Source organism: Chryseolinea sp. T2 (assembly GCF_037203685.1).
Lineage (GTDB): Bacteria > Bacteroidota > Bacteroidia > Cytophagales > Cyclobacteriaceae > Chryseolinea.
The window spans coordinates 181,553-208,372 of the sequence record NZ_JBBCAU010000001.1 but is presented as its reverse complement, the minus strand read 5'-3'; the positions used below and the strand labels follow the sequence as shown (position 1 = coordinate 208,372).

Below are 26,820 nucleotides of genomic sequence, written 5' to 3'. Positions count from 1 at the left end.
AGTCGCGAAAGCCGCCGGCATCACCTCAAAGTGATAATGCAATGAGTTCTCCGGCGTGGTCATCAGCACCTACAGCAATTATGATGTATTGTTTCCCGTTCACCGAATACGTCATCGGTATGCCTGCCTGATTTGCCGGTAGTTCAAGCGTTGAAATGATCTCCCCGGTTGTCTTATCGTATGCATGGAATTTGTTTCCGCCACCGCCATCAGTGCCGTACAGCCCCGAGCCTTCGCCTGCAAAGAGCAATGTCTTTGTGAGCAGCATGCCGACACGATCCGGTGTTCCGGTCCGCGGAATGTTCACTCCTTTCAGTGCAGGCAGATCCTTTATCCACTGTGGCGTATCGGCATTTGCGACCATCCATTTATGATCGCCTGTATTGAGGTCGATCGCAGTAATTCTTCCATACGGAGGTTTAACCAGTGGCAATCCATATGGGCCGATGTTCGCCGCACCCATTATAGCAATGTACTCCATGTCGGATGGAGCAGCGGATTTTCTCAAGACCATTGGCCTTAACACCGTGCTGGACGAAACATAAAGCACTCCCGTTTCCGGATCGAGAACACCGCCCTGCCAGTTTGCGCCACCGACCGCGTCGGGGAGGATCAATGTGCCCAGAGTTTTCGTTGAATCCTCCACAGCTACTGGCGTATAGATCGGACCCTTTGAATAATGTGAAGCGATCCTTAATGCTTCCTTCTTTATTTGTGGCGTGTAGTCGACTACGATATCGTCTGAGTAACCTTGCCGGTCAAATGGCGCCGGGCGTGTAGGGATGGGTTGCGTGGGGGAAGTCCATTCACTTTCGACACTGCTTTTCGGAACCGGCCGTTCTTCGATTGGCCATACTGGTTCACCGGTAACGCGATCAAAAACAAAAGCGAAGGCTTGCTTGGTGACCTGAACTACTGCCTTAATTGCTTTCTCTCCCACTTTAATATCAGCTAGAATTGGTGGCGCAGCCAAATCGTAATCCCAAATGTCATGATGTACCAATTGATAATGCCAGACCTTCTTTCCGGTTTTAACATCTACGCACACAAGACTTTGAGAAAACAAGTTATTGCCTGGGCGACTGCCGCCAAAGAAATCTCCAGTTGCTGCTTCTATCGGGAGATAAACATAGCCCAACGACGGATCGGCCGTAAGCGGCGCCCACGCACCTGTATTGCCGGTATACTTCCAGCTATCCTGCTTCCATGTCTCGTTGCCTTCCTCGCCTTGCTGCGGAATGGTGTGGAAAGTCCAAAGGTGTTTTCGCGTCGAGGCGTCGAAGCCCATAATGTCGCCCCGTACCTGACTTTTAGACTTGGGAGCGAGGCCCACGGGAAAGCACGAACCAACTACGATAACGTCGTTTACTATGATCGGCGGCGAAGTTGAACCGATCGTAGCGTCAGCGTTATATCCAAGAGTTTTCTTAAGATCGATAATGCCCTGGCTACCGAAATCCTCAACAGGTTGCCCCGACCTGGCATCCAGAGCTACAAGCTGAAAGCCCGGAGTGATGAAGACGACGCGATCAGTTTTCGTTCGCGGTGCAGTCCAATACGCAACGCCTCTTCCGGAATTCTGACGCGGCACATAGGGCAGCCGTTCTTTCTCATCCAATCTGAACATCCACAATGTTTCACCAGTCACACAGTCAATGGCAGCTACCGATCTGCTGCGTCCCGCAGTCGTGAACAAAACACCATTCGCCATGATCGGCGTCGACTTGAAATAATACTCGGGTCGCGGTCCGAAGTTATCCGTCTTCCATCGCCATACAACTTTGAGATCCTTCACATTGCTTTTGTTGATCTGATCCAGCGGCGAATAGTTCGTACTCGCATAATCACTGCGATGCTGTCGCCAGTCTCCCTCAATAGATTGAATACCGGAAGTAGCCGGAATAAGCTGTGCCCGGTCCTTCGGTTCAAATACCGGCAACCCGATGGCCATTGATCTGGAACTATCGTGATTGTCTAGCCCGGAAATCGTTCTTGCAGAATAGCCATTGGCATCCAGAATGTAGGCAAGCAGAGATGCATAAGATTTTTCACTTAAACTGTTTGGACTGCTCTTCGGCATTGTTGTTCGCGTGAGTTCAAACAAGGAGTCCAAATGTTTGTCTTTCCATTTATCAACGAAGACCTCGCCAATCAATGAAGGACCTCCCTCAGTTCCGCGAAGATCTTTTCCATGACATGATTCACAACTGCCCGCATAAATGAACGCGCCGGATTGCACGGTGCGACTAACAGTATATTGTATGGTTGGGTCGATCGCAGGTTCGGCTATGCCTTCAGTGGAATCTTTGCTGGGACCATTGCACGAGGAAGAAAAGAAAATAACAAGCAACGCGAGGGAAGTGGTGACAATCTTGGCCATGATTTGCTAAGATAAACAAATGATGAGTCGATTGTGGCAATTAGAAAGAGCCGGAAAAAATATCCTTAATCAGTAAGGAAACCGGAACTCTTTCCTTCATTCAAAAAAGTTGACTTTGAATCGGTACCCCGATTAGTTTCTTTTAGCAGTGTATCGTATAGTGACGTATTCTTCTCCAATGTCATAACGAAGCCTCCAGCCACTTAAGGAGGTAATGGCATTGAACTGTATGGTTGAGTCGGGTAAGGACTCCGGACCGAACACCATTGTTGTACCCCGGTCGATCGTACTCCATGTTCCGGCATACTGATAATTCTGGACGCATCGTGACACCCAGGTGTATTGCCCTTTGTATCCTGGACAGTCGGAACAATCAATCCGACCTATCAAAAGGTTGCCAGATATCAACTCGTTAAGGTCATTCGAAAAATCGCCTATGTTATTTGCACAATCTTCAACCGGGTGCTCGGTTTTATCCGATCCTAAAGTATAAGCAACAGGGACATACTCCGCTTCAAACGGGACTTGCGCGTATTCTTTCTCCTCATCTGAACACGAAAGAGCAATAGCACAGGTAATACAAAGAGGAAGGAAATGTTTCATCATGGCCAACAATGGTTTATTTGATAGCGAACAGATAACGGCGATGTCACTAAATATATTGCTCCTGATCCGAGGACACGACACAGCAAGTGGGAATCTAAGGTTAAAGAGCAGGAAAGAGCGTTAAAACCAGGTTGTCCTGAATCCGTGCGTTTCGTTTTACTACAATAGGTGTTCAGAAACGGATAGTACAACGATACTATTTGCTCCGGGGCAGATCGTAAGGACCTCGGCTGCTGAGATTGGCCCAGTCAACCGATCGTCCAGAACTTCGACCGCGTGTTAAATAAGTTATCATTTTACATCTTCTTTACATCCGGCGGGGAATAAAGGCTTAGCTTTAAAAACTATTGGCAGTTTGTCATCATCTTCATACGATTGGTAAAGAATTTGCGTTAACGCAGTGAAGGATGTAACCTGCTTCTTAAATTAAGGTATTACATTCCAGCGCGATTAGGCTGGTGTTGATTGATCAAAACTACCGTTGTGAAGGCATCAGGCCGATATGTGCAGGGGCAACGAAGGGCGTACAGGTAGTTAAGGATAGCAGATATTGATAAAAAACAGGACCAACCCGAATGTGTCCTGCCCCAAATAATGTTGAAGGTTATGAAAAAGAAATCCCTCATAGGAGCCGGTGTGCTCGTCACACTGCTATTGGTATTCTTTCTGGTGCGGCAGAAAGCAAGTTCCGGCACCAACGAAATCGTAATGCCCGTAAAGCGCGGCAACTTCAAGGTCGAAATCGAAACGACCGGAGAACTGGAGGCAAAGAACTCAGTGAAGATTCTTGGCCCGACACGCCTTCGGGAATTTGAAATCTGGCAGGTCGTCATTCAGAACATTGTTGATGAAGGAACCGTTGTGAAAAAGGGTGACTGGGTAGCATCGCTGGATCCGTCAACATTTCAAACCAAATACAGCGCCAAACAGATAGAGCTGGAGAAAGAGAATGCAAAGTTCATTCAGACGCAGCTGGATACAACGCTCGTGCTCCGCGAAGCACGTGATCAACTGGTCAATCTCAAATATGCCGTCGAAGAGAAACGGATTGTGCTTGAGCAATCAAAGTACGAACCGCCGGCAACGATCAAACAGGCACAGATTGATGTAGAGAAGGCCAATCGCGAATACGAACAGGCCCGTGAAAACTACAAGATCAAACAACGGCAGAACTCTGAAAAGATGCGCGAGCAATCTGCTGTTTTCCGGAAAGTGCAGGATGAGTTCAATAACATGACCACCGTGATGGCAGCGTTTACAATCAACGCTCCGGAGCCTGGAATGGTTATTTATACAAAAGGATGGGACGGCAAGCCAATCAAGGCCGGCTCACAGATCAACATGTGGGATCCAACCGTAGCAACATTGCCTGATCTCACCAAGATGATGTCGAAGACCTATGTGAATGAGGTGGATGTACGTAAGGTGCAGGCTGGGCAGAAGGTTCAACTTGGACTGGATGCATACCCCGACAAAAAGCTCACCGGAGTAGTTGCCCGCGTAGCGAACGTTGGAGAACAACGACCTAACTCCGACTCCAAGGTTTTTGAAGTTGCAGTCGAGATCGATGGAACAGATGCAACACTGAGACCATCAATGACCACAAGCAACAAGATCATCGCTAAGTCTGTAGACGACGCGCTTTACGTTCCGCTTGAATCGCTGCACAATCATGCCGACTCTGTTACATACGTATACAAAAGGAATGGCATGAAGGCCTCCAAGCAGGAGGTAGTTCTTGGCGATGCCAACAACAATGACATCATCGTTGTCACAGGATTGGCCGAAAACGATGAGGTCTATCTTTCTGTTCCGCCGGGAATGGAAGATGCAACCATATCGCTGTTAAAGGAGATGGATGGCAAGCGCAAGAAGAAGACAGATGAGGCACAGCCTGCACCAGCACAAAATACTCCCACGGCAAGCTTATCAAATAACTGATGGCTTACATTTCACCACGGGTACTGGCCAACTTTTCAATTGCTGTTGACGCCGTCGTAGCAAACAAAGTGCGCTCTCTGCTTACTGCTCTTGGAATCATCTTTGGAGTAGCGGCAGTAATTGCCATGCTGGCCATTGGGAATGGCGCGCAACGCGAGATCCTCGATCAGATCAAACTGGTTGGAGTAAATAATATCGTCATCAAACCAATCGTCGAGCAAAAGGAAGAAAAGCTTGAGGAGGACGTTGGAAAGAAGGACAAGAAAAAATTCTCTCCGGGACTTACGATTCACGATGTGCGCAGCATCGAAGATATCATTCCGGGAATACAAAGCATTAGCCCTGAAATCATTCTGGATACTTATGTAATTCGCGGAGGCACACGAAGGTCAGCAAAGCTGGTCGGTGTTGAATCGTCATATTTCGATCTCTATAATTTTGAAATTGGCGACGGCCTTCCGTTTAGTGCCGAGCAGCAGCGCCTGGGGTCCGGCGTTTGTGTGATTGGGCATGCTATCAAAACAAGATTCTTTTCGGTGGAGGATCCCATTGGTAAAAACATCAAGGTCGGCCCGCATTGGCTTACCATCGTTGGGGTTTTGAATGAACGTCTGGTGTCATCCTCCAGCATTAGTAAACTGGGCATCCGTGATTTTAACATGGACATTTATGTGCCGTTGCGTACCATGCTCATTCGCTATCGCGATCGCGACAGGATTACGGGTGAACAACTTCGGTTGGCCACGATGCGGAGTCAGGGGATGATCTTTGACAATAATAATGTTTCGCCTGAACAGGAGGCTGAACGCAAAAACTATCATCAGCTTGATCGCCTCGTTATTCAGGTCGCATCTACTGAAATGCTTACAACCACTGCGGAGATTGTTTCGCGGTTGCTTGAGCGCAAGCATTACGGGGTCATCGATTATGAGATAGAAATCCCTGAGTTACTGCTGAAGCAGCAGCAGCGTACCAACGACATTTTCAACTATGTGCTCGGCGCGATTGCAGGAATCTCTTTACTGGTAGGTGGTATTGGTATCATGAACATTATGCTGGCGTCAGTACTGGAGCGGATCAAAGAGATAGGATTGCGTTTGTCGATAGGGGCGAAGAAGTCTGACGTTGTGCAGCAGTTTTTGTTTGAAGCCATTATGATCAGCATCAGCGGCGGAGTGCTTGGAGTCTTGCTGGGCGTCACGCTGGCATTCCTGGTTTCACATTTTGGCAATATTCCAACGATCATCACGCTGCCATCGATACTGCTGTCATTTGGAGTGGCCGCCACCGTTGGACTTATTTTCGGAATTGCCCCCGCACGACGCGCTGCAAGTCAGGATCCGATTACCTCGTTACGGTATGAATAACATTGTCGTTCCGATCCCGGTTCTGGCAACAGAGTGAAGCCAGGTTAACTCCCAAACGCCTGAACCTGCAGACTATAGGAGAACTCAATGATTTTAAATCATAGAATAACTATTGAATAAACGTTTATCCCATGAAAAGGACGTTGCTGATTTTTCTGGTTGCGCTTAGCCTGAGAGTTGGAGCACAGAATACATTCACCATCCAGGACGTAATTGCCCGATCACAGGCGCAGTCTGTGTATGCCAAATACGTTGAAACAAACCGGGAGGTGAGCTACTGGAATTACAGGACATTCAGGAGTAACTACAACCCGCAAATACGGTTATCCAGCAGTACGAACGCCGGAGCGCTGTATAATAACAGTTACAGTCCGATTCGTCAACCGGACGGATCGATTCAATATCTGCAGGTCAACCAGTTAAATCCAGGAATCAATATTGGCCTGGAACAACCCATCGGCTGGACAGGTGGCACGATATCACTGAATTCTACATATAGTTATTTCAGAGATATTAAAGAGAGTTATCAGCAATGGAATGGCCAGGTGTTTAGTGTAAGGCTCTCTCAGCCGATTTTCGCATTCAACCGTCTGAAGTGGGACAAGCGCATTGAACCTATCAAATACGAGGAGTCGAAGCGCGAGTATGCGGAACAAATGCAGGGTGTTGCATCGCAGGCCGTCGATCAGTTCTTTGAGGTACTTAAGGCGCAGGTCAATCTTGAGATAGCCCAATACAACCTCGCCAACAACGATACGATATACAAGATCGAGAACGGGCGATATAACATTGGTACAACATCGCAGGATAAGTTGCTCCAGGTCGAACTACAGTTACTCCGTTCAAGGCAGGATGTGGCGCAGGCAAAGCTCGATCTGCAGGGATCTTCGTTGCGCCTTCGTTCCTACATTGGTTTGCAAAGCGAAGAAGCATTTCAGCTAGTCATGCCTCAGGAAACGCCGAATGTAGTCGTGAGCGAGGAACTGGCTTTGCAACATGCGAGGGAAACACGATCGGACTATATCGCTTTCGAACGCAGGAAGAGCGAAGCAAATGCAGAAGTGGCGAGAGCACGCGGATCGCGTTACGCCGTAAGTTTGGATGGCGGATTTGGTCTCAATAGCGTAGGCGGAGAGTTCAACGAATTATACAACGAGCAGGCACGACAACAATACGTTGCATTTACGTTCAGCATCCCCGTTGTGGATTGGGGACGGAGAAAGGCCACAATGGGAACGGCCGATGCTCAAAAGCGCCTGACAGATTTCGATGTTGAGAGGCAGCAAATAACATTTGATCAGGAAGTAGTTACCCAGGTACGTTTGTTTGAAACCCTGAAACTGAAAATCGAGATTACGAGGAAAGCAGACCAGGTGGCGTTCGAACGTTACAACGTTGCCCAAAACCGTTATCTCATTGGCAAAATAGACATCACCAATTTGTCGATTGCCTTAAATGAAAAGGACGACGCACGTCGCAGCTACGTTGACGCATTGAAGTCGTTCTGGATGGAGTATTTCCGATTGAGGCAACTCACTTTGTACGACTATGTAGAACAAAAGTATCTCTACAATCCGATGGCCGAACAGTAAGTGTCTTTGGTGATATATACCCTATTCCTTCATTCTCTTGCCGTTCACCTGCTGACCATTTTGGAACAACGTGACGCTTTCAATCTCTCCTTTTGAATTCTTGTTGAAGGTGAGCTGTGCTTGTACAACTTTATAGAAGAAAACGTTTTCAGACTTGGCAAATACTGGGAACTTTGGTTGGGCCGTTGCCTGCACGTTGAGTTGATTGCCCTCCAGCGTCACAGTTAGGACGAAGTCTTTCATCAGCTCATACTTGCCAACATAAGTCTCAAGAATCTTCGTGCTTACTTCGACCTCCTCAATCTTTGGAGGATCCGGGTCGACAAGTGGAGCCTTCGGATTTAAAAGATGCATGCCGATGTCATCAATGCTTACAACAGAATTTGTCATTACTACTGCGCCTTTGCTACCGTTCTTAATGAATCCCGCGAAAGTGCGATAGCCTCCAGTCCCCCCGTTGTGCCAAACGATCTCGCCTGCATCAGATTTGGTAATGTGCCATCCCAATCCAACCAAAGGGTTAGCATCGTTACCTCTGGTATTCTTGTGAGTCAACTCCATGGCCGGATAAAGTTCGCTTTTAGTTATGCCCATGTTCGCTCGGACATATGTAATCATGTCGACCGTTGTCGAGCGAATTCCTCCGGCCCCCGCCAGACTAATAATGTCCCAGTTGGATACAGGCTTCTCGTCCTGATGGCCTATGGCCAGATTCTTCGTCATATTGGGCGTTAAGGAAATCGCCGTGTTCTCCATACCTAACGGTCTTGCGATGACATCCGTCATAAAATCTTCATAGCTCTTTCCATTCCTTGTAGAGAGCACAAGTCCCAGGAGCCCGGCGGCATAGTTGGAGTACTCATATTGCGTGTTAACATCACGGGTTAACTGATAGCTATTCAGAAATTCGTAGACCATCTTTTCAGAATAGTCGGCGAATGGATTTGCAGGATTCGCAGAGGGAAAGTTGTCTGGCATTCTTGGTAGTGAGGAGGTGTGGTTGCTCAGATTAACCAGTCTGATCACCGTGCCATTCCTGGTTGGAGCGGTCACACCAGGAGGGAGGTAGTTCTGTACTGGATCATTCAGCTTCGCCTGTCCCTTGACGGCCATGTTTGCCAGTAGTATTGCTGTGAACGTCTTGGATATTGAACCGATCTCATAAACAGAGTACTCGTTTACAGGCTCTTTGGTTTCTACAGATTTTACTCCGTATGAATAATAATATGTGCTATCACCATCAATGTAGCCAACGACAATTGAAGGCGTGATGCCTTTGTCGACTCTCACTATAATGTTGCTTTTTACGTCCTGTGGAATTGATGGTTGTCCGTTGCAGCCGCCCAACAATACGACTACCAAACATACGGAGGCAAGAAATTTCGGCATGAGGAGATCTGTTTAAAGTAACAACGGCAGTACAGTACAATATGCATTTTTTTCAATGGTATCTCAACATCAGCAATGACTGCGCAGCCGTTATTGATGGCCTTAGCCTGCAAAAAATAAAGGTATTCGGCGAAAAGGGATTTTGCTTAATGAAGCCCGTGGAAGCGATTTCTTAATTAACTCATATTTTGTATGTATTTAAGTTTTATTATACATACATTTAAATAATTAATGACCGTATGAAGGGTACGAACCTTGGAGAATTTGAAGAACTAGTGCTGCTGACCATAGCTGCGCTGATGGAGGAAGCCTATAGTGTTGCAGTATGTGACGAGCTTTCGAGTCACACTAAAAGAACTGTTCAGCTTGGCGTTGTACACGCCGTGCTTAATCGCCTCGAGGAGAAGGGTCTCGTAAAAAGCCGGCTGGGAGAGGCAACAGCTACCCGCGGCGGAAAACGCAAGAGATATTACAAGCTCACAAGCGCGGGAAAGGCCGGACTCGTCCGCGCCAAGACGATGCGCGATCAACTTTGGGACAGAATTCCTTCACTAGAATGGAAGAAAGCATGAGATCGCGCAAGCCAGGAAATAGCGATCACCGGCCACCAGGCTGGGCGCAACGATTCATAGAATGGTATTGCAAACCTCAGCTCGCTGAAGATCTTATTGGTGATCTGAATGAATACTTTGAACGCAATCTTAAAAATAAAGGTCCGCTGCGGGCGAAGCTCATTTACATCATTGATGCAGTCAAATTTTTCAGACCCTATACTGTCCGGGCACCAAAACTTTTAAACCTCTTATTCAACTGGATCATGATCGGAAGCTACGTGAAGACATCAGTGCGCAATGTGACGCGCAATAAACTGTTCTCAACCATCAACATAGTCGGACTTGCCATCAGCATGTCCGTTGGCCTGTTGCTTATAGCTTTCGAACACGACATGCTGTCGTACGATAGATTCAATGAGAAGGGAAAGCGGATATATCGCATTACGTCGAACGCTAAATATAAGTCGGGGCACCGGGAGAAATTTGCAACAACGTCACTGAAAGCCGGCGAACTGATAAGGGAAAGAGTGTCGGGCCTTGAAGAGACGGTAAATGTCAGAGGAGAATTCGCCGGCGACGCAAAGGTTGCTGACCTTGTCGTTCCATTGACGGGTCTCTATGCCGATCCTTCTATGCTTCGGATATTCACGTTGCCCATGTTGAGTGGTGATGCTGCGACTGCGCTTAGCAGACCTTACTCTATCGTGCTTACAGAAACGTCTGCGAAGAAACTCTTCGGTTCAGATGATGCCATCGGAAAGTCCATTCATATAGACACTCTCGATTACGAGGTCACAGGCATTCTGAAAGACGTACCCTTCTTTTCCCATATTCAATTCGAGTCACTTGTCTCTTACAGTTCAATAGAGTCCCGGATCGAAAAGGATCCTGGTCTCACCAAATGGTCAACCGTCTGGCAGAGAAACTACATCTATTTGCTGCTGCCCGAAGGTTCGAATAAAATGGACATCCAGAAGCAGCTCGACGGGATTTGTGCAGCAGAAAACATGCATGATGTTGAAGCTGAGATCCAACTCTCACTCCTTCCGTTGTACGACATCGTTTTGGGCGAAGAACTAGGTCACTCCATAGGTCCGGTAATGCCGGGCATTGTTATCTGGATCATTGGCGGATTAGCACTGATCGTCATTCTGTCGGCATGTTTTAACTATACAAATCTCTCGATAGCCAGGTCAATGCGCCGCTTCAAGGAAATCGGATTAAGAAAGGTAATTGGAGCGAGAAGAAGTCAGGTGCGATTGCAATTCCTTTCCGAGGCGGTGATTGTATCTTTCGTTGCCCTCCTGTTTTCATTTGTACTTTTTATAATACTTCGCCCTCAGTTCATAGGTATTGCTCCTGAGTTACTAAAAATGGTGCGGCTGGAAATAACACTGCCAATGGCTCTGACTTTTGTCGTCTTTGCCATGAGTGTAGGTATTGTAGCCGGATTCCTGCCTGCTTTGTTCTTTGCTAAAGTCAATGTGATTAATGCGTTGAGAGATGCATCGTCCGTAAAGATATTCAGGGGATTAAGTTTCAGACGCGTGCTTGTAGTCGTTCAGTATACGTTCACTTTGATCTTTATCACGAGCACAATCATCGGTTACATACAGTATAGGAAGATTCTCGCGTTCGATCTTGGTTTCAACACCGCGAACATTCTCAATATCGAACTGGAGGGCAACAAACCAGACGAGTTGATCAGTAAGCTGAAGGCGATTCCGGAAGTTGTTGGCATATCGCAATCGAAGATCATCACCAGTGTTGGTAATGCATGGGGTGGTTTTGTCAAATTCAAAGATTCACGTGATTCGTCGCTGGTGTTTAACAATATCGTCGATGAGAACTATATCCCTGTGCACGGCTATAGCCTCGTTGCCGGTCAGAATTTTATAACAAGACCGGTGACTGAGGAGGCGACAAGCGAAGTTATTGTAAACGAGAAAATGCTGAGGTTGCTTAACATCGCCAATGGCGATCCTCAAAGGGCAGTAGGCGAGGAAATCTTCATGAACAATCATCTGCTTAATAAGAAGTTTACAATTGTAGGCGTGATCAAAGACTTTCATTATGGAAAGCTCGACGAAGCGATTAAGCCGGTGGTATTTACATATCTGACACCTGATGCCTACATCAGACAAGACAGGAGAGACGGCGTTGTAAACGTTCGTATCGAAACTAAAGATCCGGTTGAAACGCTCGCCAGGATTCAGAGTGCCTGGAAGAGTATTGACCCGGTACATCCTTTCAACGCTGAATTCTATGATGATGCGATTGAAGACGCATATAGCGAGCTTTCCGCCATGATAAAGGTGATCGGATTCTTATCGTTCGTGGCTATCTCAATTGCATCGTTGGGACTATTTGGTATGGTTGTTTTCACCACAGAGACACGACTGAAAGAAATGAGCATTCGTAAAGTATTGGGTGCATCTTCCAGCGACCTTGTAATGATCCTGAGCCGGGGATTCATGGTTATGCTGGCGATAGCGGCGGTGATCGCACTTCCGGTAACCTGGTTGTTCTTCCAGACCATGGTGCTCACTCGTTTTCCTTATCACGATCCGATTGGAACCTGGGAGTTGTTTGGAGGTTTGCTGGCAGTTTTGACAATAGCAATCATCATGATCGGTTCACAGGCAATAGGAGCAGCCCATAGAAACCCGTCCGACGTATTGAAGTGCGAGTGACGTCCCGATTGCCGCGTGAAAAACAATTATTGTGAATGGCCTAATAAATCTGTTCATTAGATGGTTACGGACAGGTTTTAAACCATAAGGCCATGGCAGTGCACACGCGGTCTCTGAAACGCGCGAAATACCTCAATATGCATCGCATCTTCTTTGCGATGTTTATATTTACTGTATTAAGTGCGTGTTCCGTCTCCCTGCCTGATGATGTTGCGGAGGCCTATCAGGCACTACCGGAGGACCTTGACTATAATCTGCATGTCAAACCGGTTCTCAGCGATAAATGCTTTGTGTGTCATGGCCCCGACAAAGCAAAACAGAAAGCAGGCCTTCGGTTAGACATCCGCGATAATGCCATAGGCGAATTGGATGAATCGCCTGGAAAGTTTGCCATAGATCCAGGCAATACTCAGGGAAGTGAACTGGTGCATCGCATCCTTAGCGATGACCCGGACTATCTAATGCCCTCGCCTGAGTCGCACCTTACACTAAGCGCAAGAGAGAAAGCAATACTTGTAAAATGGATTGACCAAGGGGCAGAATATAAACCGCATTGGGCTTTTGTAAAACCAACTCTGCCGAAAGTTCCTAAGACCCAATACGAGTCGAAAGTTATTAATGAAATTGATCGGTTCATATTTCACCGGTTGGAGACCGAAGGACTCACTCCCTCCAACGAAGCTAACCGCGAGCTGCTGTTACGACGTGTGTCACTCGATCTAACCGGGCTCCCGCCAACACTTGAAGAGATCGGTAATTTCTTAAATGATAAGTCTGCCGATGCCTATGAAAAGCAGGTTGACAGACTTTTGAACAGTGAGCAGTTCGGAGAAAAGATGGCGGTCGACTGGCTGGATCTGGCGCGTTTTGCAGATTCGCATGGCTATACCGTTGACAGGCTCCGCGATATGTCACCATATCGCGACTGGGTGATTCAGGCGTTCAACAAGAACTATCCTTATAACAAGTTCATTCAATGGCAACTGGCTGGAGATATGATGCCGAATCCTACCAAAGAAATGAAGTTGGCCACAGCATTCAATCGCAACCATGCACAGAACATGGAGGGTGGTATCATCGATGAAGAGTTTCAAACGGAGTATGTCGTTGACCGTACGAACACCTTTGGTGAAGCTTTCATGGGTTTGTCAGTGGGCTGCGCACGATGTCACGATCACAAGTATGATCCGATCTCACAAAAGAATTATTACGAACTGTTTAGTTTCTTCAACAATGTTCCTGAGGCGGGACAAATCTCATGGGATGATGCCATGCCTGGCCCAACCTTGCTGTTGCCTACCGAGCGGCAGGAGAAGATCATTGCATTTCTAAGCAAAGAGGTTGATGAGAAGGAGAGCAAGCTGCACGAATCGGAAAGACAGGCAGACGCAGCATTCGAAACGTGGTATCAAAGCAATCCCCTGCACAGAATGTCAGACGGGAAGTTGCCGAACTCCGGTCTGGTTGGATACTACACTTTTGACAACGGGTCTCTGCGTAACGCAATGGATACTCGCCAATCCGGTGTGGTGCGACTAGGCAGTGGGCCGGAGTCCCCGGTATTCGAATCACGTGGCAATGGTAAAGCACTCCACCTCAATGGAGACGCATGGCTGGATCTAAGCCCGGTCGGCCTCTTCAGAAAAGGCGACGCCTTCAGCATTGGTCTCTTTGTATACATCCCGAAGGAGTTGAAAGAGGGCGTGATCTTTCACAAGTCTACAATGGAGCGACACTTCAACTACCGCGGTTATGATTTGTATCTGAAAGACAACAAGCTTCGCCTCAGCATGTCGCATGTGGCGCCGGCGAATGCAATTCGGAAATACACCATTGAGAATATTCCACGAGACACGTGGGTGCACCTGATGATGACATATGATGGCTCGTCGCGTGCAATGGGTCTGCGACTTTATCAAAATGGTGTGGAAGCGCCTATGGAGACCGTTGCAGACAATCTTACCAAGGATATCCTGTTGTATCAGGGGCAGCCTGGTTTGCAGATTGGCGCCTGGGATCGAGGATGGGGAATCAAAGATGCCAGAGTAGATGACATTACAGTTTACAATCGCGAAGTGACTCCCCTTGAAGTAAGGATCATTGCTGGAAAAGAATCGTGGTCGGAAACTGCCAGTAAGATTATGAGGAATGATAGTAAGTTGTTCGAAGAGCTGAAAGTATACTATCGGTCTGCTGTAAATAAGGAAGTTGCTGCTTCGCTCCAGGAGCTAAGAGCCGTCCGTAATGCCCGGGCAGATTCCGTAGAGTCAATAAAGGAAGTGATGATCATGGAAGAGATGGCCAGGCCGCGAAAGTCTCACGTGCTGTTGCGCGGTAATTACGATGCATTTGGGGAAGAGGTTGTCGGCAACACGCCCGCTTCTATATTGCCTTTTCCAGGTGATCTTCCTAAGAACAGGCTCGGACTTTCGGAGTGGTTGATTCGCGATGATCATCCGTTGACGGCACGAGTTGCCGTGAATCGCTTTTGGCAGAATTACTTTGGAGCCGGAATCGTAAAGACAATGGAGGATTTTGGAAACCAGGGAGAACTGCCAAGTCATGCGGAGCTGTTGGATTGGCTGGCAATAACTTTCCGTGACAGCGGGTGGGATGTAAAAAAACTGCAGAAGCTCATTGTGATGTCGGCGACTTACCGGCGGGACTCACGTGCTTCTCAGGAATCCAGGACTAAGGATCCCGAGAACAGACTTTTGTCACATGGTCCGGCTAATCGATTGTCGGCGGAAATGATGAGAGACAATGCACTCGCTGCCTGCGGCCTGCTGAAAAAGGAGATCGGCGGAAAGAGCGTGAAGCCTTATCAGCCTGAAGGACTTTGGGAAATTAATAATACACGTTATGTCCCGGATACAGGGCAGGCGTTGTATCGAAGAAGTTTGTATGTCATAGTTAAACGAACTGTGCCTCATCCGACGATGGCAACATTCGATGCGCCCAGTCGAAGCTATTGTGTGGTGCGTAGACAAAAAACCAATACGCCACTCCAGTCACTTGTAACGCTGAACGATCCAACCTTCGTTGAAGCGGCTCGTGTTTTGGGAGAACAAATGACAACAGACAGCAATGCACGTGAAGGCGTAGTAAATGCGTATCGCCGACTTACCGGTCGAACTCCAGATTCGAAGGAAGTTGATTTATTGCTGGAACTTCAACAGGTGGAATACAAGAAGTTCCGCGATCATCCTGAAAAGGCAAAAGGATGGCTGACCACCGGACAGTACTCTGTCGATCGGAAGCTGGACACATCGCTGGTTGCGGCAAATACCGTAGTTGCCAGCGCCATCATGAACTCGGATGCAACACTAACCAAAAGATGATGTCTATGGGACATTCACATCACGATGAGGAATTCAGATTGAATACGCCTGAGGCTTCGTTTCTGAATCGGAAACTTGACCGGCGGAATTTTCTAATGAAGACATCGCTTGGTCTCGGAGCATTAGCAACGGGGAGTCTATTGGGCATGGACGCATTGCGGGCAAGCACGTCGAAATCCGGACCGGAGGATGCGTCCTCGCAGGAAGCGATACTGGCAGCAATTCCGCACATTGCTCCCCGGGCCAAAAGAGTTGTGTACCTGTTTATGGCAGGTGGACCATCGCAGTTTGAAACATTTGATTACAAACCTGCACTATTTAATCTCGCAGGACAGAATCTTCCCGAATCAGTCCGGAAGGGTCAACGTCTTACAGGCATGAGTGCAAGTCAGGCGGCGTTGCCCATGGTTCCATCAATCTATAAGTTTAACCAACACGGCAAGAATCAAACCTGGGTAAGTGAACTGTTACCTCATACAGCGAAGGTGGTCGATGATCTTTGTATCGTGAAGTCGCTTTATTCCGAGGCTATCAATCATGATCCTGCGATTACTTTTTTTCAAACAGGAAACCAACTCGCAGGAAGGCCGAGCATCGGATCATGGGTGAGCTATGGTCTGGGATCTGACAACTTAAACCTTCCGTCGTTTATCGTTTTGGTCTCAAAGAATGCGCCGCAGGATCAACCGTTATATGCGCGACTGTGGGGCAACGGCTTTTTGCCAACGCGACATCAGGGTGTGCAGTTCCGGTCTGGAAAGGATCCTGTTTTGTTTCTTAATAATCCTGATGGTTACGACGGAAGTGATCGCAAGGAAATGCTTGACTACCTCGGCAAGCTGAATCGCCTGCAGAATGAAGCTTTTGGCGATCCGGAAATCGATAACCGAATTGCTCAATATGAAATGGCTTTCAGGATGCAGACGTCAGTGCCAGGAGTTATTGATCTTTCGAATGAATCAGAGGAGGTATTTGACCTTTATGGACCAGGGAGTCGGGATGCAGGAACTTATGCAGCCAATTGTATCCTCGCGCGAAAGCTCCTCGAAAAGGATGTAAAGTTTGTGCAGCTATACCATCAGGGTTGGGACCAGCATGGCGGACTCCCTAAAAATATTGCGAGGCAATGTAAAGATACAGATCAGGCAACGGCTGCCCTGGTGGTTGATTTGAAGCGTCGTGGACTGTTGGAAGATACGTTGGTCATCTGGGGAGGAGAATTTGGCCGGACAGTATACTCCCAGGGAAAGCTTACTGCAACCGACTATGGTCGCGATCATCATCCTAGATGTTTTACCATGTGGATGGCAGGAGCTGGCGTAAAGGCAGGTATATCTTATGGAGAAACCGACGACTTCAGCTACAACATCACTAAAGATCCTGTTCATGTTCACGATTTCCAGGCGACGCTCATGCATCTGCTCGGTATTGACCATGAACGTCTCACTTATAAATTTCAGGGCCGTAGGTTCCGGCTCACAGACGTGCATGGAAAAGTGGTAAATGCATTATTATCGTAGGCATTCCGATGGAGGTAATCAGATTTCTGGGGCGATTACATCCGATGGTGGTTCACCTGCCAATTGGATTCCTGCTTATCGCAGCCGCATTTGATGTAATCAGCTATCATGCAAAGTATCGTTATCTTAAAGATGCGGTAGGCACTGCGTTGTTAGCGGGCTTTCTGTTTGCTGCAATAGCATGTGTGCTCGGTTATCTGTTATCTCTCAGCGGATCGTATGATGAGGACATTCTTGAAAACCATAGAAACGCCGGTATTATACTGGCCATTACATCGGGAGTGTGGTGGGCAGCTTCTTCTACGCTGTTTACGGGTATCGTTAAAGCAGGCCGCCGGTTTACAACGGCCTTCGGACTTCTGGTCGTTACGGTAATGCTGTACGCCGGGCATCAGGGTGGCAGCCTCACGCACGGCAGTGACTATCTTTCATTTCAGGAAACAGATAAAATCAAACGACCAAAACCACTCACTGCAGCTGACGCACTTGTCTTTGAAGACGTGGTGTTTCCCATTCTCGAACGAAAGTGTGAAGGTTGTCACAGGAAAGGCAAGCGAAAAGGAGAGTTGATTGTAAGTACCTACGCCGACCTGATGAAGGGAGGAAAAGATGGAGTCGTCGTTGTAGCAGGCAACCTTGCTAATAGCGAGCTGTACCGACGGATTACATTGGATCCCGACCACAAGGACTTCATGCCCACAGACGGAAAGAAACCTTTGACGAAAGAAGAAACAACCATGATCACATGGTGGATCGAAAAAGCGCAAGCGTCTAATGAGTTAAAAATCGCTGCGGTTGAAGGACATCAGGAATTGTTACCCATAGTTAATGCAATCATTGGATTGGAAGGTAGCGGGCTAAACGATGCAACAGTCATCAATGCAAAGCTACCGAATCCCGATATTCCCTCTACTACGGACGAGGCTGCCATTGATAACCTTCGAAAGCATGGTGTAATGGTGCGCGCTATGCTCCATTCGCCAGTGATGCTTGATGTTATTTTGCCCAGCGGTACCGTTATGAAGGAAGTCGAAAGCGATCTTCACGCAATTGCACGAAATATAGTATGGCTGAATCTCTCAGGGAATAATCTGGAGACAAAAGATCTCGTCGCAGTAAAAGAGATGAGTAACCTGGAGAAGCTACGTTTGGAACGCAATTCCGTTGGAGACGATCTAATTGAAATTGTGAAAGATCTAAAACACCTGGAAGCGCTGAACATCAACGACACAAAAGTAACGGATGCAGGCTACTCGAAATTGAAAGAGCTGCCTTCAATAAAGCGTATCTACCGATGGTCGTCGGGTGCGAAATAGCATTTCACTGTCCGTTTCGCGCAACCAATTTTTAATCGTACTCACAGGCGGACGCTGTTCACAAATAGTCAGCGACTATTTCGCTCCCGTCAATTTCTTGATCACCGCTACTTCTTCCTTCTTGTATGGTTTGCCGTCTTTGCGGAAAATGTCATGAAACCATACCGGAGGCTCTTTGCCATCTGGACGAGGATCGCTCCAGGCAAAGATAGTGTTCGTCTTACCGGCAACGAGTCCCCAGTTGTAGGCGGCTATGTTTTCCTCCTTCAGCATGGGCATTATGTTATCGAAACGACTATCCTTTGTTCGCGCCATATATTCTGTACAAATAAGCGGACGTCCGTAAGAACGCAGACTGTCGATCCAATGTTTATGCTGCTTCGGATCGGCATAGTTGTGATACGTGATCACATCAGAATTATCCAATTGATAATGGCCCAGGTCGACGAGGTCCTGCTTCCAGACACCTACGGACAAAGGTTGGGATGGATTGACCTCGCGTCCCCATTGAAATACCTTTTGCAATAGAGGCATCGACTTGTTGCCATAGTTTGAGTTACCCGGCTCATTATAGAGATCCCATAATACGATTCGTTTATCATCGCGGAAGTGATTCATTACATCCTTCACGTACTTCTCCAATGACACAGTCAATGTTGAATCTTCATGAATCTTGTCACCGGGATCCCGCACCCAGCCTGAATTGTGAATGCCAGGCTTTGGATCAGGCTGCTTGCCTCGCTGATACGTCGGGTTCCAGCAATCATCGAAAAAAACAAACAACGTTGAGATGTGATGCTTATCAGCAATGTCGAGGTACGTTCCTACTCGTTGCTTGAATCCTTCCGGATCGATCTCCCATGCGAGATGATGAAGATATACGCGCATTGAATTAAGGCCTATGTTCTCCGCCCAACCCAGCTCTCGGTTAATAGTTGCTGAATCAAATGTTTCGGCCTGCCACATCTCCAACTGATTGATTGCTGTGCTGGGTATAAAGTCAGATCCGCGCAGCCATCCCCATTGCTTGTACCATTCGTTAGCCTGTTCCTTTGTCCATATATCACGTGTCTTTGGGGCTTCCACCACGGGCGCCTCGACCGTTTCCGCAGGCTTTGCCTCCTTTTTACATCCACTCAGGGAAAGTGTAGCGATGAGTACTATGGTTAGTAGTCGACTCAGATCATTCAATTGTTTCATGCTGAATTATACACTGTTTATTGAACAAAAGAAAGATTCACATTGAATACATCCGAAGCGGATTCTTAAATGTCGTCTGCAGTGAATTTCCTTCACGAGAGAATGGCATTCCAAGACATCAGTGTTTCGATAGTGATGAACGATAGTTATATTACATGTATTGTTTATCGCCACAGCTGTTCCTGGACTTTTCTGTTCCGAATCGACCTTTAAAGAAAGCCTGTAGCTGTGTTGAATAGTTGTTGCACACCAACGCTCCTCAGTAATGGCGATGGCTTTGATGGTGATGTTTGTTTTCTATTGACGAACTTAAGAAGTCTATGAGTAATCGACCGACATATGCAAATGGGAAAATTTGTTACCTGGAAATACCTGCCACAGACGTCGCTCATTCGGCAAACTTTTATAGCGCCTGTTTTGGCTGGAGCATACGCGCTGACTACGGAGGCAATACAACCTTCGATGACAGTGTAAATCAGGTAAGTGGAATGTGGGTAACTGGGGTCTCGCCGATGACTGAGCCAGGAATCACTATTTCCATTATGGTTGCGGATGCAGAGGCAACAAGTAATCTCATTGTTTCGAATGGTGGTAGGATTCTAAAAAAGATGGCAATGGACCGTGGGGAAATTATTATACACTTTCAAGATCCTGCCGGAAATTTTATGGGACTATATCAGGGCAATGAGTTGAAAGAGTGACCCAGGGATTAGCTTTAGTTTGTTTGATAATATGCTGATAAGCAATCGTTTGCCATGTGCTTTCTCCCGGATGGTTCGAACGATTTGGTTTTTAATACCCGTTAACATACTTTTGCCAACCTCAAACAAAAGGAACCAATACCGGTGATATTTGTTATGGGATCATATCGCGGGGTGGAGCAGTTGGTAGCTCGTTGGGCTCATAACCCAAAGGTCACAGGTTCGAGTCCTGTCCCCGCTACTAAAAAGAAAAGGCAGCCCATTGGTTGCTTTTTTTGTGTCCAATTTCAAGTACAAATTCCAAACGAGAACCAATTTCGTCTGCTAATAGTCTTTAATGATTTTCTTGTAAGACACTCCCTGCTCTGTTACAATGCGAACAATGTAAACTCCCGCTGGATAGCCAGCTAACGAGTAATTGACTGTTTCATTTCGGCCGAGGTCGTATGAACGTATAGCGCTGCCGCTGACATCTGTAATCGTGATAGACACAGTCCCAATATCGCCGGTTTCAATTCGCAGTGTTTCCCTGACCGGATTGGGAAAGAGCGAAACTCCGTCGCCGGGAGACTCAACTCCCATGATGATAACAGCGGCCTCATCGCTAAATGTACTCATGCAACCGTCGACAGAGACAGTAAGTTTATACGCGCCGTCCTCTGAAGGCTCGAACGTTTGACTTGTTTCAGTAGCGAGAGCTGATTCCTCTTTATACCATTGATTTCCTGAACTTGCATTTGATGTAAGCACGGGTTCGCCAATTTCTAGACCAGTTATTGAAATGGTAGGTTTGGCGGGCAGGATGCATAAGGTCAGCGAGCTTTCTGCCGAATTGAACACGTCATCTCCATACTGTTGGATAGAGATTTTTACTGTGCCCGCTTTAACAATCGTCGCTGTATTGTTTTGGATCGCAAGTTCGCTTTCGCTGGTTATTGTTACAGGCAATGCAGATGACGAAGACGCTTCGATTTTAAACGGTGCATCTCCAAGTGTCTTGTTGGCAACAGGAGTAACTATCAGCTGCTGATCGAACTTTGTGAATTCAGCTTTGAAGAGTTCAACACTATAGTCTGGATGCGGTGCGACAAAGTAAAGTACGTTCTCCAACGAAATCATCTCCAGGGGCTCAAGTTCAGATACCCGGGATGTGCTGGAAAAAGTACCATTCGTGCGCCAGAGTTCATCATTTGCTTCAAAATACACGACGCCATTCTTTAGCGCGGTAAACTTGGATGGATAAGAGCTCTCGTCGCCATTGAGAATATCAATAACAATGGTGCCATCCGATGTGCCATCACTTATCCAAAGCTCATTTCCGTGCACATCATCGTCGGCACTAAAGTAAAGCCTGCTTCCAACAGCAGTCATGTTGGTTGGGAAACGTAGCCTATCGTGTGCGGGTAAAATGTCTTTGACCATTACCGTGCCAGCCTCAGTACCATCCGTCTTCCACAATGCCCATCCGTTGGTGTCATCGAACGCAGTGAACAGGACCAGGTTACCCAGAGATATCAGGTCTTTAGCGTCCGAACCAGCCTCACCTGGCACCAAATCAATCAACAGGTGTGTTCCTGCCGCTGTTCCATCGGTGATCCATATTTCCCTCCCCGAATCACTTGTTGTAGCGCTGAAAAGTACTTTATCATTGAGAACGGTAAAATCCGCTGGCTTCGAATCGGCTACGCCGGAATTGATGTCTTTTAGCAATTGGGTTCCTGCAGCTGTGCCATCGGTGACCCACAGCTCAGATCCGCTTCCGGCATCTATGCCATCAAAAATAAGTTTCGAACCCATAACAATACCTTTGCCCGAAACTCCATTGTTGGCGCCTGAATAAATGTCTTTTAAAAGGTGCGTACCACCATCTGTTCCATCAGTGACCCAGAACTCATATCCATAATTCGTCGGGCTGCTGTAATCCAAAAGAGCAAAGATCAATTCACTGCCAAGTGTATAATTCGGTCCGCCCGTAGAAATGCCGAATAATTCATTGCTAAGGTCCTTCACAATTGTAACGGATGGAGATGTGCCGTTTGTCTTATACATTTTTCGCTGACTCAGATAAATCAGATCGTTATCTGTCCTGCCCAAATAATACAATCCTCCGTCTTCGAAATCGTATTTCATTAACGTACCAAGTTCAGTACCATCAGTCGTGTAAAGATCTGGCCCGGAACCAGACGGTGTACCCTCTATCGATGAAGCAAGAAAGTGCAATTTATTATCACTCACTACAAGGCTCGCTCGTTCGACAAAGGCATTACCTGTAGACTTCGGATGAGTAAGCATTAATGTGCCCGCCTCAGTACCATCCGTACTCCAGATTTGGCTTCCATTTGTGACGTCATTGGCTACGAAGTAAAGGCGGTTGTTAAAATTTACCCAGGATCGTGGTGCCGAATTAGCAACGCCGGGATTGATGTCTTTTAAGAGTGTAATGTTCTGGCGAGTATCGTCAGAAATACCAATCTCTGTGCCGACAGTCGAGTTATAATATTGCAGAATCAGTTTACCATCTAAAATCGGAATCTGATCAAATCCTAAGATATCGCCAGAAGCACCACCCATGTTAATTGTTTCTACAGATGTACCATCGTATTTCAGTAACCGACTGGAATTCGTAGAGGACTCAAACCCTAGCCCGTAAAAATCTCCATCAACAACAACAGAAGCATTGACTGATCCGCCCGCTATCATTGATGTCCCAGCATCCGTTCCATCCGTTACCCACGTACTACCCCCGGAAGTGAATATTACATTGTCACCATACTTTATCAACGATTGGACATAAGAGGCGCCGAAGTCTTTGACTTTAATTGTTCCCCCACTTGTTCCATCGCTCAACCACAGTGCTTGAGTAAAGGTGGTTTGATCAACGGCGCCGAAAAGAATCTTGTCCCCGAAATTTGTCGGGTCATTAACCCACCCATTCTCAAGTAGTTTTTCGGTTGTATTCCCCGCGATATTGAATGCCCACAATTCAAAGTTGTTTTGACCTTCACGAAAAATTTCAAAGAAGATATGAGTATCCGAAAATCCGGTTGCATAAGGAAATGAATGGCCCGTAAAGCCTACCGTAGTTACTAACGTCGTTCCGCTGGGCGAACCATCGCTTTTCCAGATTTCCATTTGATTGTCTGAATCATGATCTGCGAGGAAATACATGTCGGTGCCCCATAGCCCAAGTATATCGGCTGCACGGCCGGTACCGGGTGTAACATCCTTCACCAGCCTCGTGCCATTCTCCGTACCATCAGAAACCCAAAGCTCACGTCCGCTTAATGCGTCTTCTCCCATGAAAAAGACACGTCCAGTTCCGTTGCAAAACAATGGTCCGCGGACACCGTCACCAAAACCTTTGTAAATGTCTTTAACAAGGACGGTCCCGCTTTCAGTCCCATCTGTTCGCCACAGTTCACCTCCCTTTTCCGTGTTTCTCGAAAAGAAAAGTTTGTCTCCACAATTGCAGAAAATATCGTTGTAGACATTTATGGCTGTGAATTGTGCCGGATGCGAATTGATGTCTTTTACCAATGAGACTTGACCGATCAATGACGATGTGCTCAATAATAGAAAGTTCAGAAGTCCGGCAACTTTTGGTAGAATTCTTTTCATAGGCTGGCGTTCTAGAGTGTAATGAGTAAGTATAACGTGGGTAGGTGTGGGCCCTATTTTTCCAGAGACGTAACTGGTTATTTCGGTGAAGCTTACAACTGTATTTACGCTAACTGGGTTGAAATTCTGAATCCGCCACGAAGAGGTCGGGCGAATTTAAAATACTGATAATCAAAAGCGTAACCGACATCTATCTTGGTTCAAAGCTGGCAGTGGGAGGAACACCAGAATGAATTCGAAAGGTAATACGGAATCACTATCCAACAAAAGACTTTAATCTGGCGAAGTAATGACGATGATATGCATAATATGCTACCAAATGCTTGCCTGAACAGTTGAATTTAAGATACTTGCAAGTTCGAATTTTACCCTAATTCACTTTACGTTGTTCCGATGATTCGTTTCAGCCTTCTTATCGCACTGTGCCTCATTTCGCCCTTGTTGATTGCTCAATCTGATTTTCAGAAAGGATACTTTATTGACATCAACGGGAACCGCCAGGACGGTTATGTTAGTGTCAGGTCATGGTCCGACAACCCGCGGGCATTTGCTTTTAGAACTGAGCCAGCATCATCAAATCAGACCGTGTCGGTTAGTTCCGCAACGGAGGTCGGCGCAGGTGCGTCCAAATACGTGCGATTCATTGGGAGGGTTGATAGTTCCTCTAGCAAGACGCGGAAAATGAGCAATTTCAAAGAACCCGAATGGGTTCACGATAGCCTTTTCGTAAGGGTGCTCGTGGATGGCAATGCCGATTTGTTTTATTGCGAGCGTGCAGGCGAAGAGAGATTCTTCTACCGGGTAGATGACGGCCCCATTACCCAACTTGTGTTCAAACTTTATGAGAAGGAATCTACGAGAAACGAACCAAGACAGGTAGCCAAGAATCGTGAATATCTGGGTCAACTCCGGGAAGGTGTAAATTGTCTGCAATACTCTTTTGAAAAGATGAAGTCGGTGCGATACGAGATTGCTGTGCTGACCAATTATTTCACAGAACAAAATGAATGCTCCGGTGGCAATCAGTATACAGCAAAAGATGAAGTCTCAAGGAGAATGATAAGCGTAAGGGCGACTCCGGGTTTTAATATTGCTCAGATGGATAGCTATACGATGAAACAGGGACTATATGAAAGCTATGAGCAGAAGTTGTGCTATCGGATGGGTGCAGAGTTTGAATTTACATTACCGTTTCACCGTAAGAAATGGGCGCTGTGGCTTGAGCCTGCCTTTCAGGCATACAAGGCAAACGGGACGGATAGCGCTGCGAGGTCAATAACCTATACATCTTTTGAGGTGGCCTTGGGTGCCCGCCACTACTTTTACCTCGGTAAGCGCTCCAATATTTTTCTGAACGCTGCCGGTGTCTTTGATGTGCCAATTGAAAGCACCGGTGGATGGGAAGGTCGCAATAATACTCCCAGTAATTCTGACAAGACGTTCAATTTTGCAGCGGGCGTAGGCGCGACGTACGGGCGGTTCTCTATTGAAGCCCGATACTATACGACGCGGAAAATGAACGGAACTGCCGGAGTACTGCTGCCTAATGGAGATACCGGGCTATTCAAGGTGCAAAACGAATTTCAGAAAGTATCGGTTATCATTGGCTATAGGGTCTTTTGATTTTCCCCGTCCACATCTCCGCCATGGTCATGGTGGACACAGATTCGTGTGTAGCCCCCGTTCCACAATTGAAGTCATTCTTTAACGGCTGCTTTTATTTAGAGCATAACCCATCCGTTGGCCTCTTCGGCGGACATTAATTCTATAAATTTTTCCTTTATTCATCCGGATCGTCCGATCGTCCGCAGTGATCGTCTTAATTAGCACGGCTAAGCTATATTCGTAAAAGTTAACCTCTATGCGTCGAATAATTGTTTTAGTCCTGCTAGTGGGATTTGCCGTTTTGTTTCAAATGTGTGATGATGAAAGTCCATGTGGAACGTACCGTCTTACAAAAAAGGGCGATGTGCAAAATAGTGAGGGTGGAGATGCGATATTCAGTTATAACGCTGACGGATCGCTCCAGAATGTGTCGGGTGAATTTCAGTCCGATGACAACTTCTTTTATGACGCAGGCGGTCGATTAATTCGGACAGAGGCGAACAGCCAGGCCAGGCCAAGAATAATTTTGTTATTTGATTATGATGCGAAAGGACGAGTGATTGCAATGCATCAGGACGCGCCTTTTGTTGATTCAACAGCTTTTGAATACGACGATACCGATAGAATGACCAAGGCAATCTTTTACAGGAGTAGGTCAGAAATACTTTACTATTATGTAATCGAGTATCCAAATGCGAGCACAGTGAAAAATTCCGTTTACCTCCGCGATCAGAACACAAAAGAATTTGTTCTTGGATATACCGATACATATACGATGGATGATCATCCAAGGCCACACCCGCAAGTTTACTACCTCTATCGCTTTCCAATAGAACAGGCCTTCCTTGCCAACAACCCGTTATCGATTCAAACCACGTACGGCGGTGGGAGAGTCATCACCAAATCATACACCTATAATGCCGGTGGGTATCCGGTTTCGGAAGACGATAAGTTTACTTATGAGTATAGATGTGATTGATTGCTGCCGCAGATTAGT

The 26,820-nt window shown here is 46.9% G+C and carries 16 protein-coding genes and 1 tRNA gene; 12 read left to right on the top strand and 5 right to left on the bottom strand.

Annotated features, from left to right (window positions below):
* Positions 1-25: 25 nt before the first annotated feature.
* Both WBG78_RS00850 and WBG78_RS00845 read right to left on the bottom strand, forming a co-directional pair.
* The gene (locus WBG78_RS00850) at positions 26-2,380 is read right to left on the bottom strand and encodes an outer membrane protein assembly factor BamB family protein (protein WP_337324464.1); all 2,355 of its coding nucleotides are present in this window, start codon (positions 2,378-2,380) and stop codon (positions 26-28) included.
* A gap of 132 nt (positions 2,381-2,512) precedes the next feature.
* On the bottom strand, positions 2,513-2,986 hold the full coding sequence (locus WBG78_RS00845) for a hypothetical protein (protein ID WP_337324463.1): 474 nt from the start codon (positions 2,984-2,986) through the stop codon (positions 2,513-2,515).
* A 606-nt stretch (positions 2,987-3,592) separates the two neighbouring features.
* Here WBG78_RS00845 and WBG78_RS00840 point away from each other — a divergent pair.
* The 3 genes from WBG78_RS00840 (at position 3,593) to WBG78_RS00830 (ending at position 7,886) form a co-directional block, all read left to right on the top strand.
* Positions 3,593-4,927, top strand: coding sequence for an efflux RND transporter periplasmic adaptor subunit (locus WBG78_RS00840; protein WP_337324462.1), 1,335 nt, complete (start codon positions 3,593-3,595; stop codon positions 4,925-4,927).
* Positions 4,927-6,294 carry an ABC transporter permease gene (locus WBG78_RS00835; protein WP_337324461.1) on the top strand — a complete coding sequence of 456 codons (1,368 nt, stop codon included), beginning with the start codon at positions 4,927-4,929 and terminating at the stop codon, positions 6,292-6,294. Before WBG78_RS00840 ends, WBG78_RS00835 begins: the two co-directional genes overlap by 1 nt.
* 131 nt (positions 6,295-6,425) lie before the next feature.
* The gene (locus WBG78_RS00830) at positions 6,426-7,886 is read left to right on the top strand and encodes a TolC family protein (protein WP_337324460.1); all 1,461 of its coding nucleotides are present in this window, start codon (positions 6,426-6,428) and stop codon (positions 7,884-7,886) included.
* Between the two features lie 21 nt (positions 7,887-7,907).
* Here the strand turns inward: WBG78_RS00830 and WBG78_RS00825 are convergent, their stop codons facing one another.
* Entirely contained in the window at positions 7,908-9,275 is a 1,368-nt protein-coding gene (locus tag WBG78_RS00825) for a serine hydrolase (protein ID WP_337324459.1), read from the bottom strand.
* A 239-nt stretch (positions 9,276-9,514) separates the two neighbouring features.
* On the opposite strand from WBG78_RS00825, the gene WBG78_RS00820 reads away from it, so the two are divergent.
* The 5 genes from WBG78_RS00820 to WBG78_RS00800 all read left to right on the top strand — a co-directional run bounded on the left by WBG78_RS00820 (position 9,515) and on the right by WBG78_RS00800 (position 18,699).
* Complete coding sequence (locus tag WBG78_RS00820) at positions 9,515-9,847, top strand: PadR family transcriptional regulator (RefSeq protein ID WP_337324458.1); 333 nt, start codon at positions 9,515-9,517, stop codon at positions 9,845-9,847.
* The gene (locus WBG78_RS00815; protein WP_337324457.1) at positions 9,844-12,522 is read left to right on the top strand and encodes an ABC transporter permease; all 2,679 of its coding nucleotides are present in this window, start codon (positions 9,844-9,846) and stop codon (positions 12,520-12,522) included. The genes WBG78_RS00820 and WBG78_RS00815 overlap by 4 nt, the downstream gene beginning before the upstream one ends.
* A 137-nt stretch (positions 12,523-12,659) precedes the next feature.
* A complete protein-coding gene (locus WBG78_RS00810) occupies positions 12,660-15,863 on the top strand; it encodes a DUF1553 domain-containing protein (RefSeq protein WP_337325275.1) in 3,204 nt (1,067 codons plus the stop codon).
* Positions 15,864-15,868: 5 nt separating this feature from the next.
* Positions 15,869-17,383 (top strand): DUF1501 domain-containing protein, encoded by a 1,515-nt coding sequence (locus tag WBG78_RS00805; RefSeq protein ID WP_337324456.1) that lies wholly within the window; start codon positions 15,869-15,871, stop codon positions 17,381-17,383.
* Positions 17,384-17,391: 8 nt separating this feature from the next.
* Entirely contained in the window at positions 17,392-18,699 is a 1,308-nt protein-coding gene (locus tag WBG78_RS00800) for a DUF2231 domain-containing protein (protein ID WP_337324455.1), read from the top strand.
* A gap of 75 nt (positions 18,700-18,774) precedes the next feature.
* Here WBG78_RS00800 and WBG78_RS00795 read toward each other — a convergent pair whose 3' ends face one another.
* Positions 18,775-19,899 (bottom strand): cellulase family glycosylhydrolase, encoded by a 1,125-nt coding sequence (locus WBG78_RS00795; RefSeq protein WP_337324454.1) that lies wholly within the window; start codon positions 19,897-19,899, stop codon positions 18,775-18,777.
* 320 nt (positions 19,900-20,219) lie between these two features.
* Between WBG78_RS00795 and WBG78_RS00790 the strand changes: the two genes are divergently transcribed.
* Positions 20,220-20,600, top strand: a complete 381-nt coding sequence (locus WBG78_RS00790; protein ID WP_337324453.1) for a VOC family protein — start codon at positions 20,220-20,222, stop codon at positions 20,598-20,600.
* A gap of 168 nt (positions 20,601-20,768) precedes the next feature.
* Positions 20,769-20,841: transfer RNA gene (locus WBG78_RS00785), tRNA-Met, on the top strand.
* Between the two features lie 83 nt (positions 20,842-20,924).
* Here the strand turns inward: WBG78_RS00785 and WBG78_RS00780 are convergent.
* Entirely contained in the window at positions 20,925-24,218 is a 3,294-nt protein-coding gene (locus tag WBG78_RS00780; RefSeq protein ID WP_337324452.1) for a T9SS type A sorting domain-containing protein, read from the bottom strand.
* A gap of 393 nt (positions 24,219-24,611) precedes the next feature.
* On the opposite strand from WBG78_RS00780, the gene WBG78_RS00775 reads away from it, so the two are divergent.
* Together WBG78_RS00775 and WBG78_RS00770 are read left to right on the top strand one after the other, a co-directional pair.
* Positions 24,612-25,841, top strand: a complete 1,230-nt coding sequence (locus WBG78_RS00775; RefSeq protein ID WP_337324451.1) for a hypothetical protein — start codon at positions 24,612-24,614, stop codon at positions 25,839-25,841.
* A 238-nt stretch (positions 25,842-26,079) separates the two neighbouring features.
* Entirely contained in the window at positions 26,080-26,802 is a 723-nt protein-coding gene (locus tag WBG78_RS00770; protein WP_337324450.1) for a hypothetical protein, read from the top strand.
* The last annotated feature ends 18 nt before the right edge of the window (positions 26,803-26,820 follow it).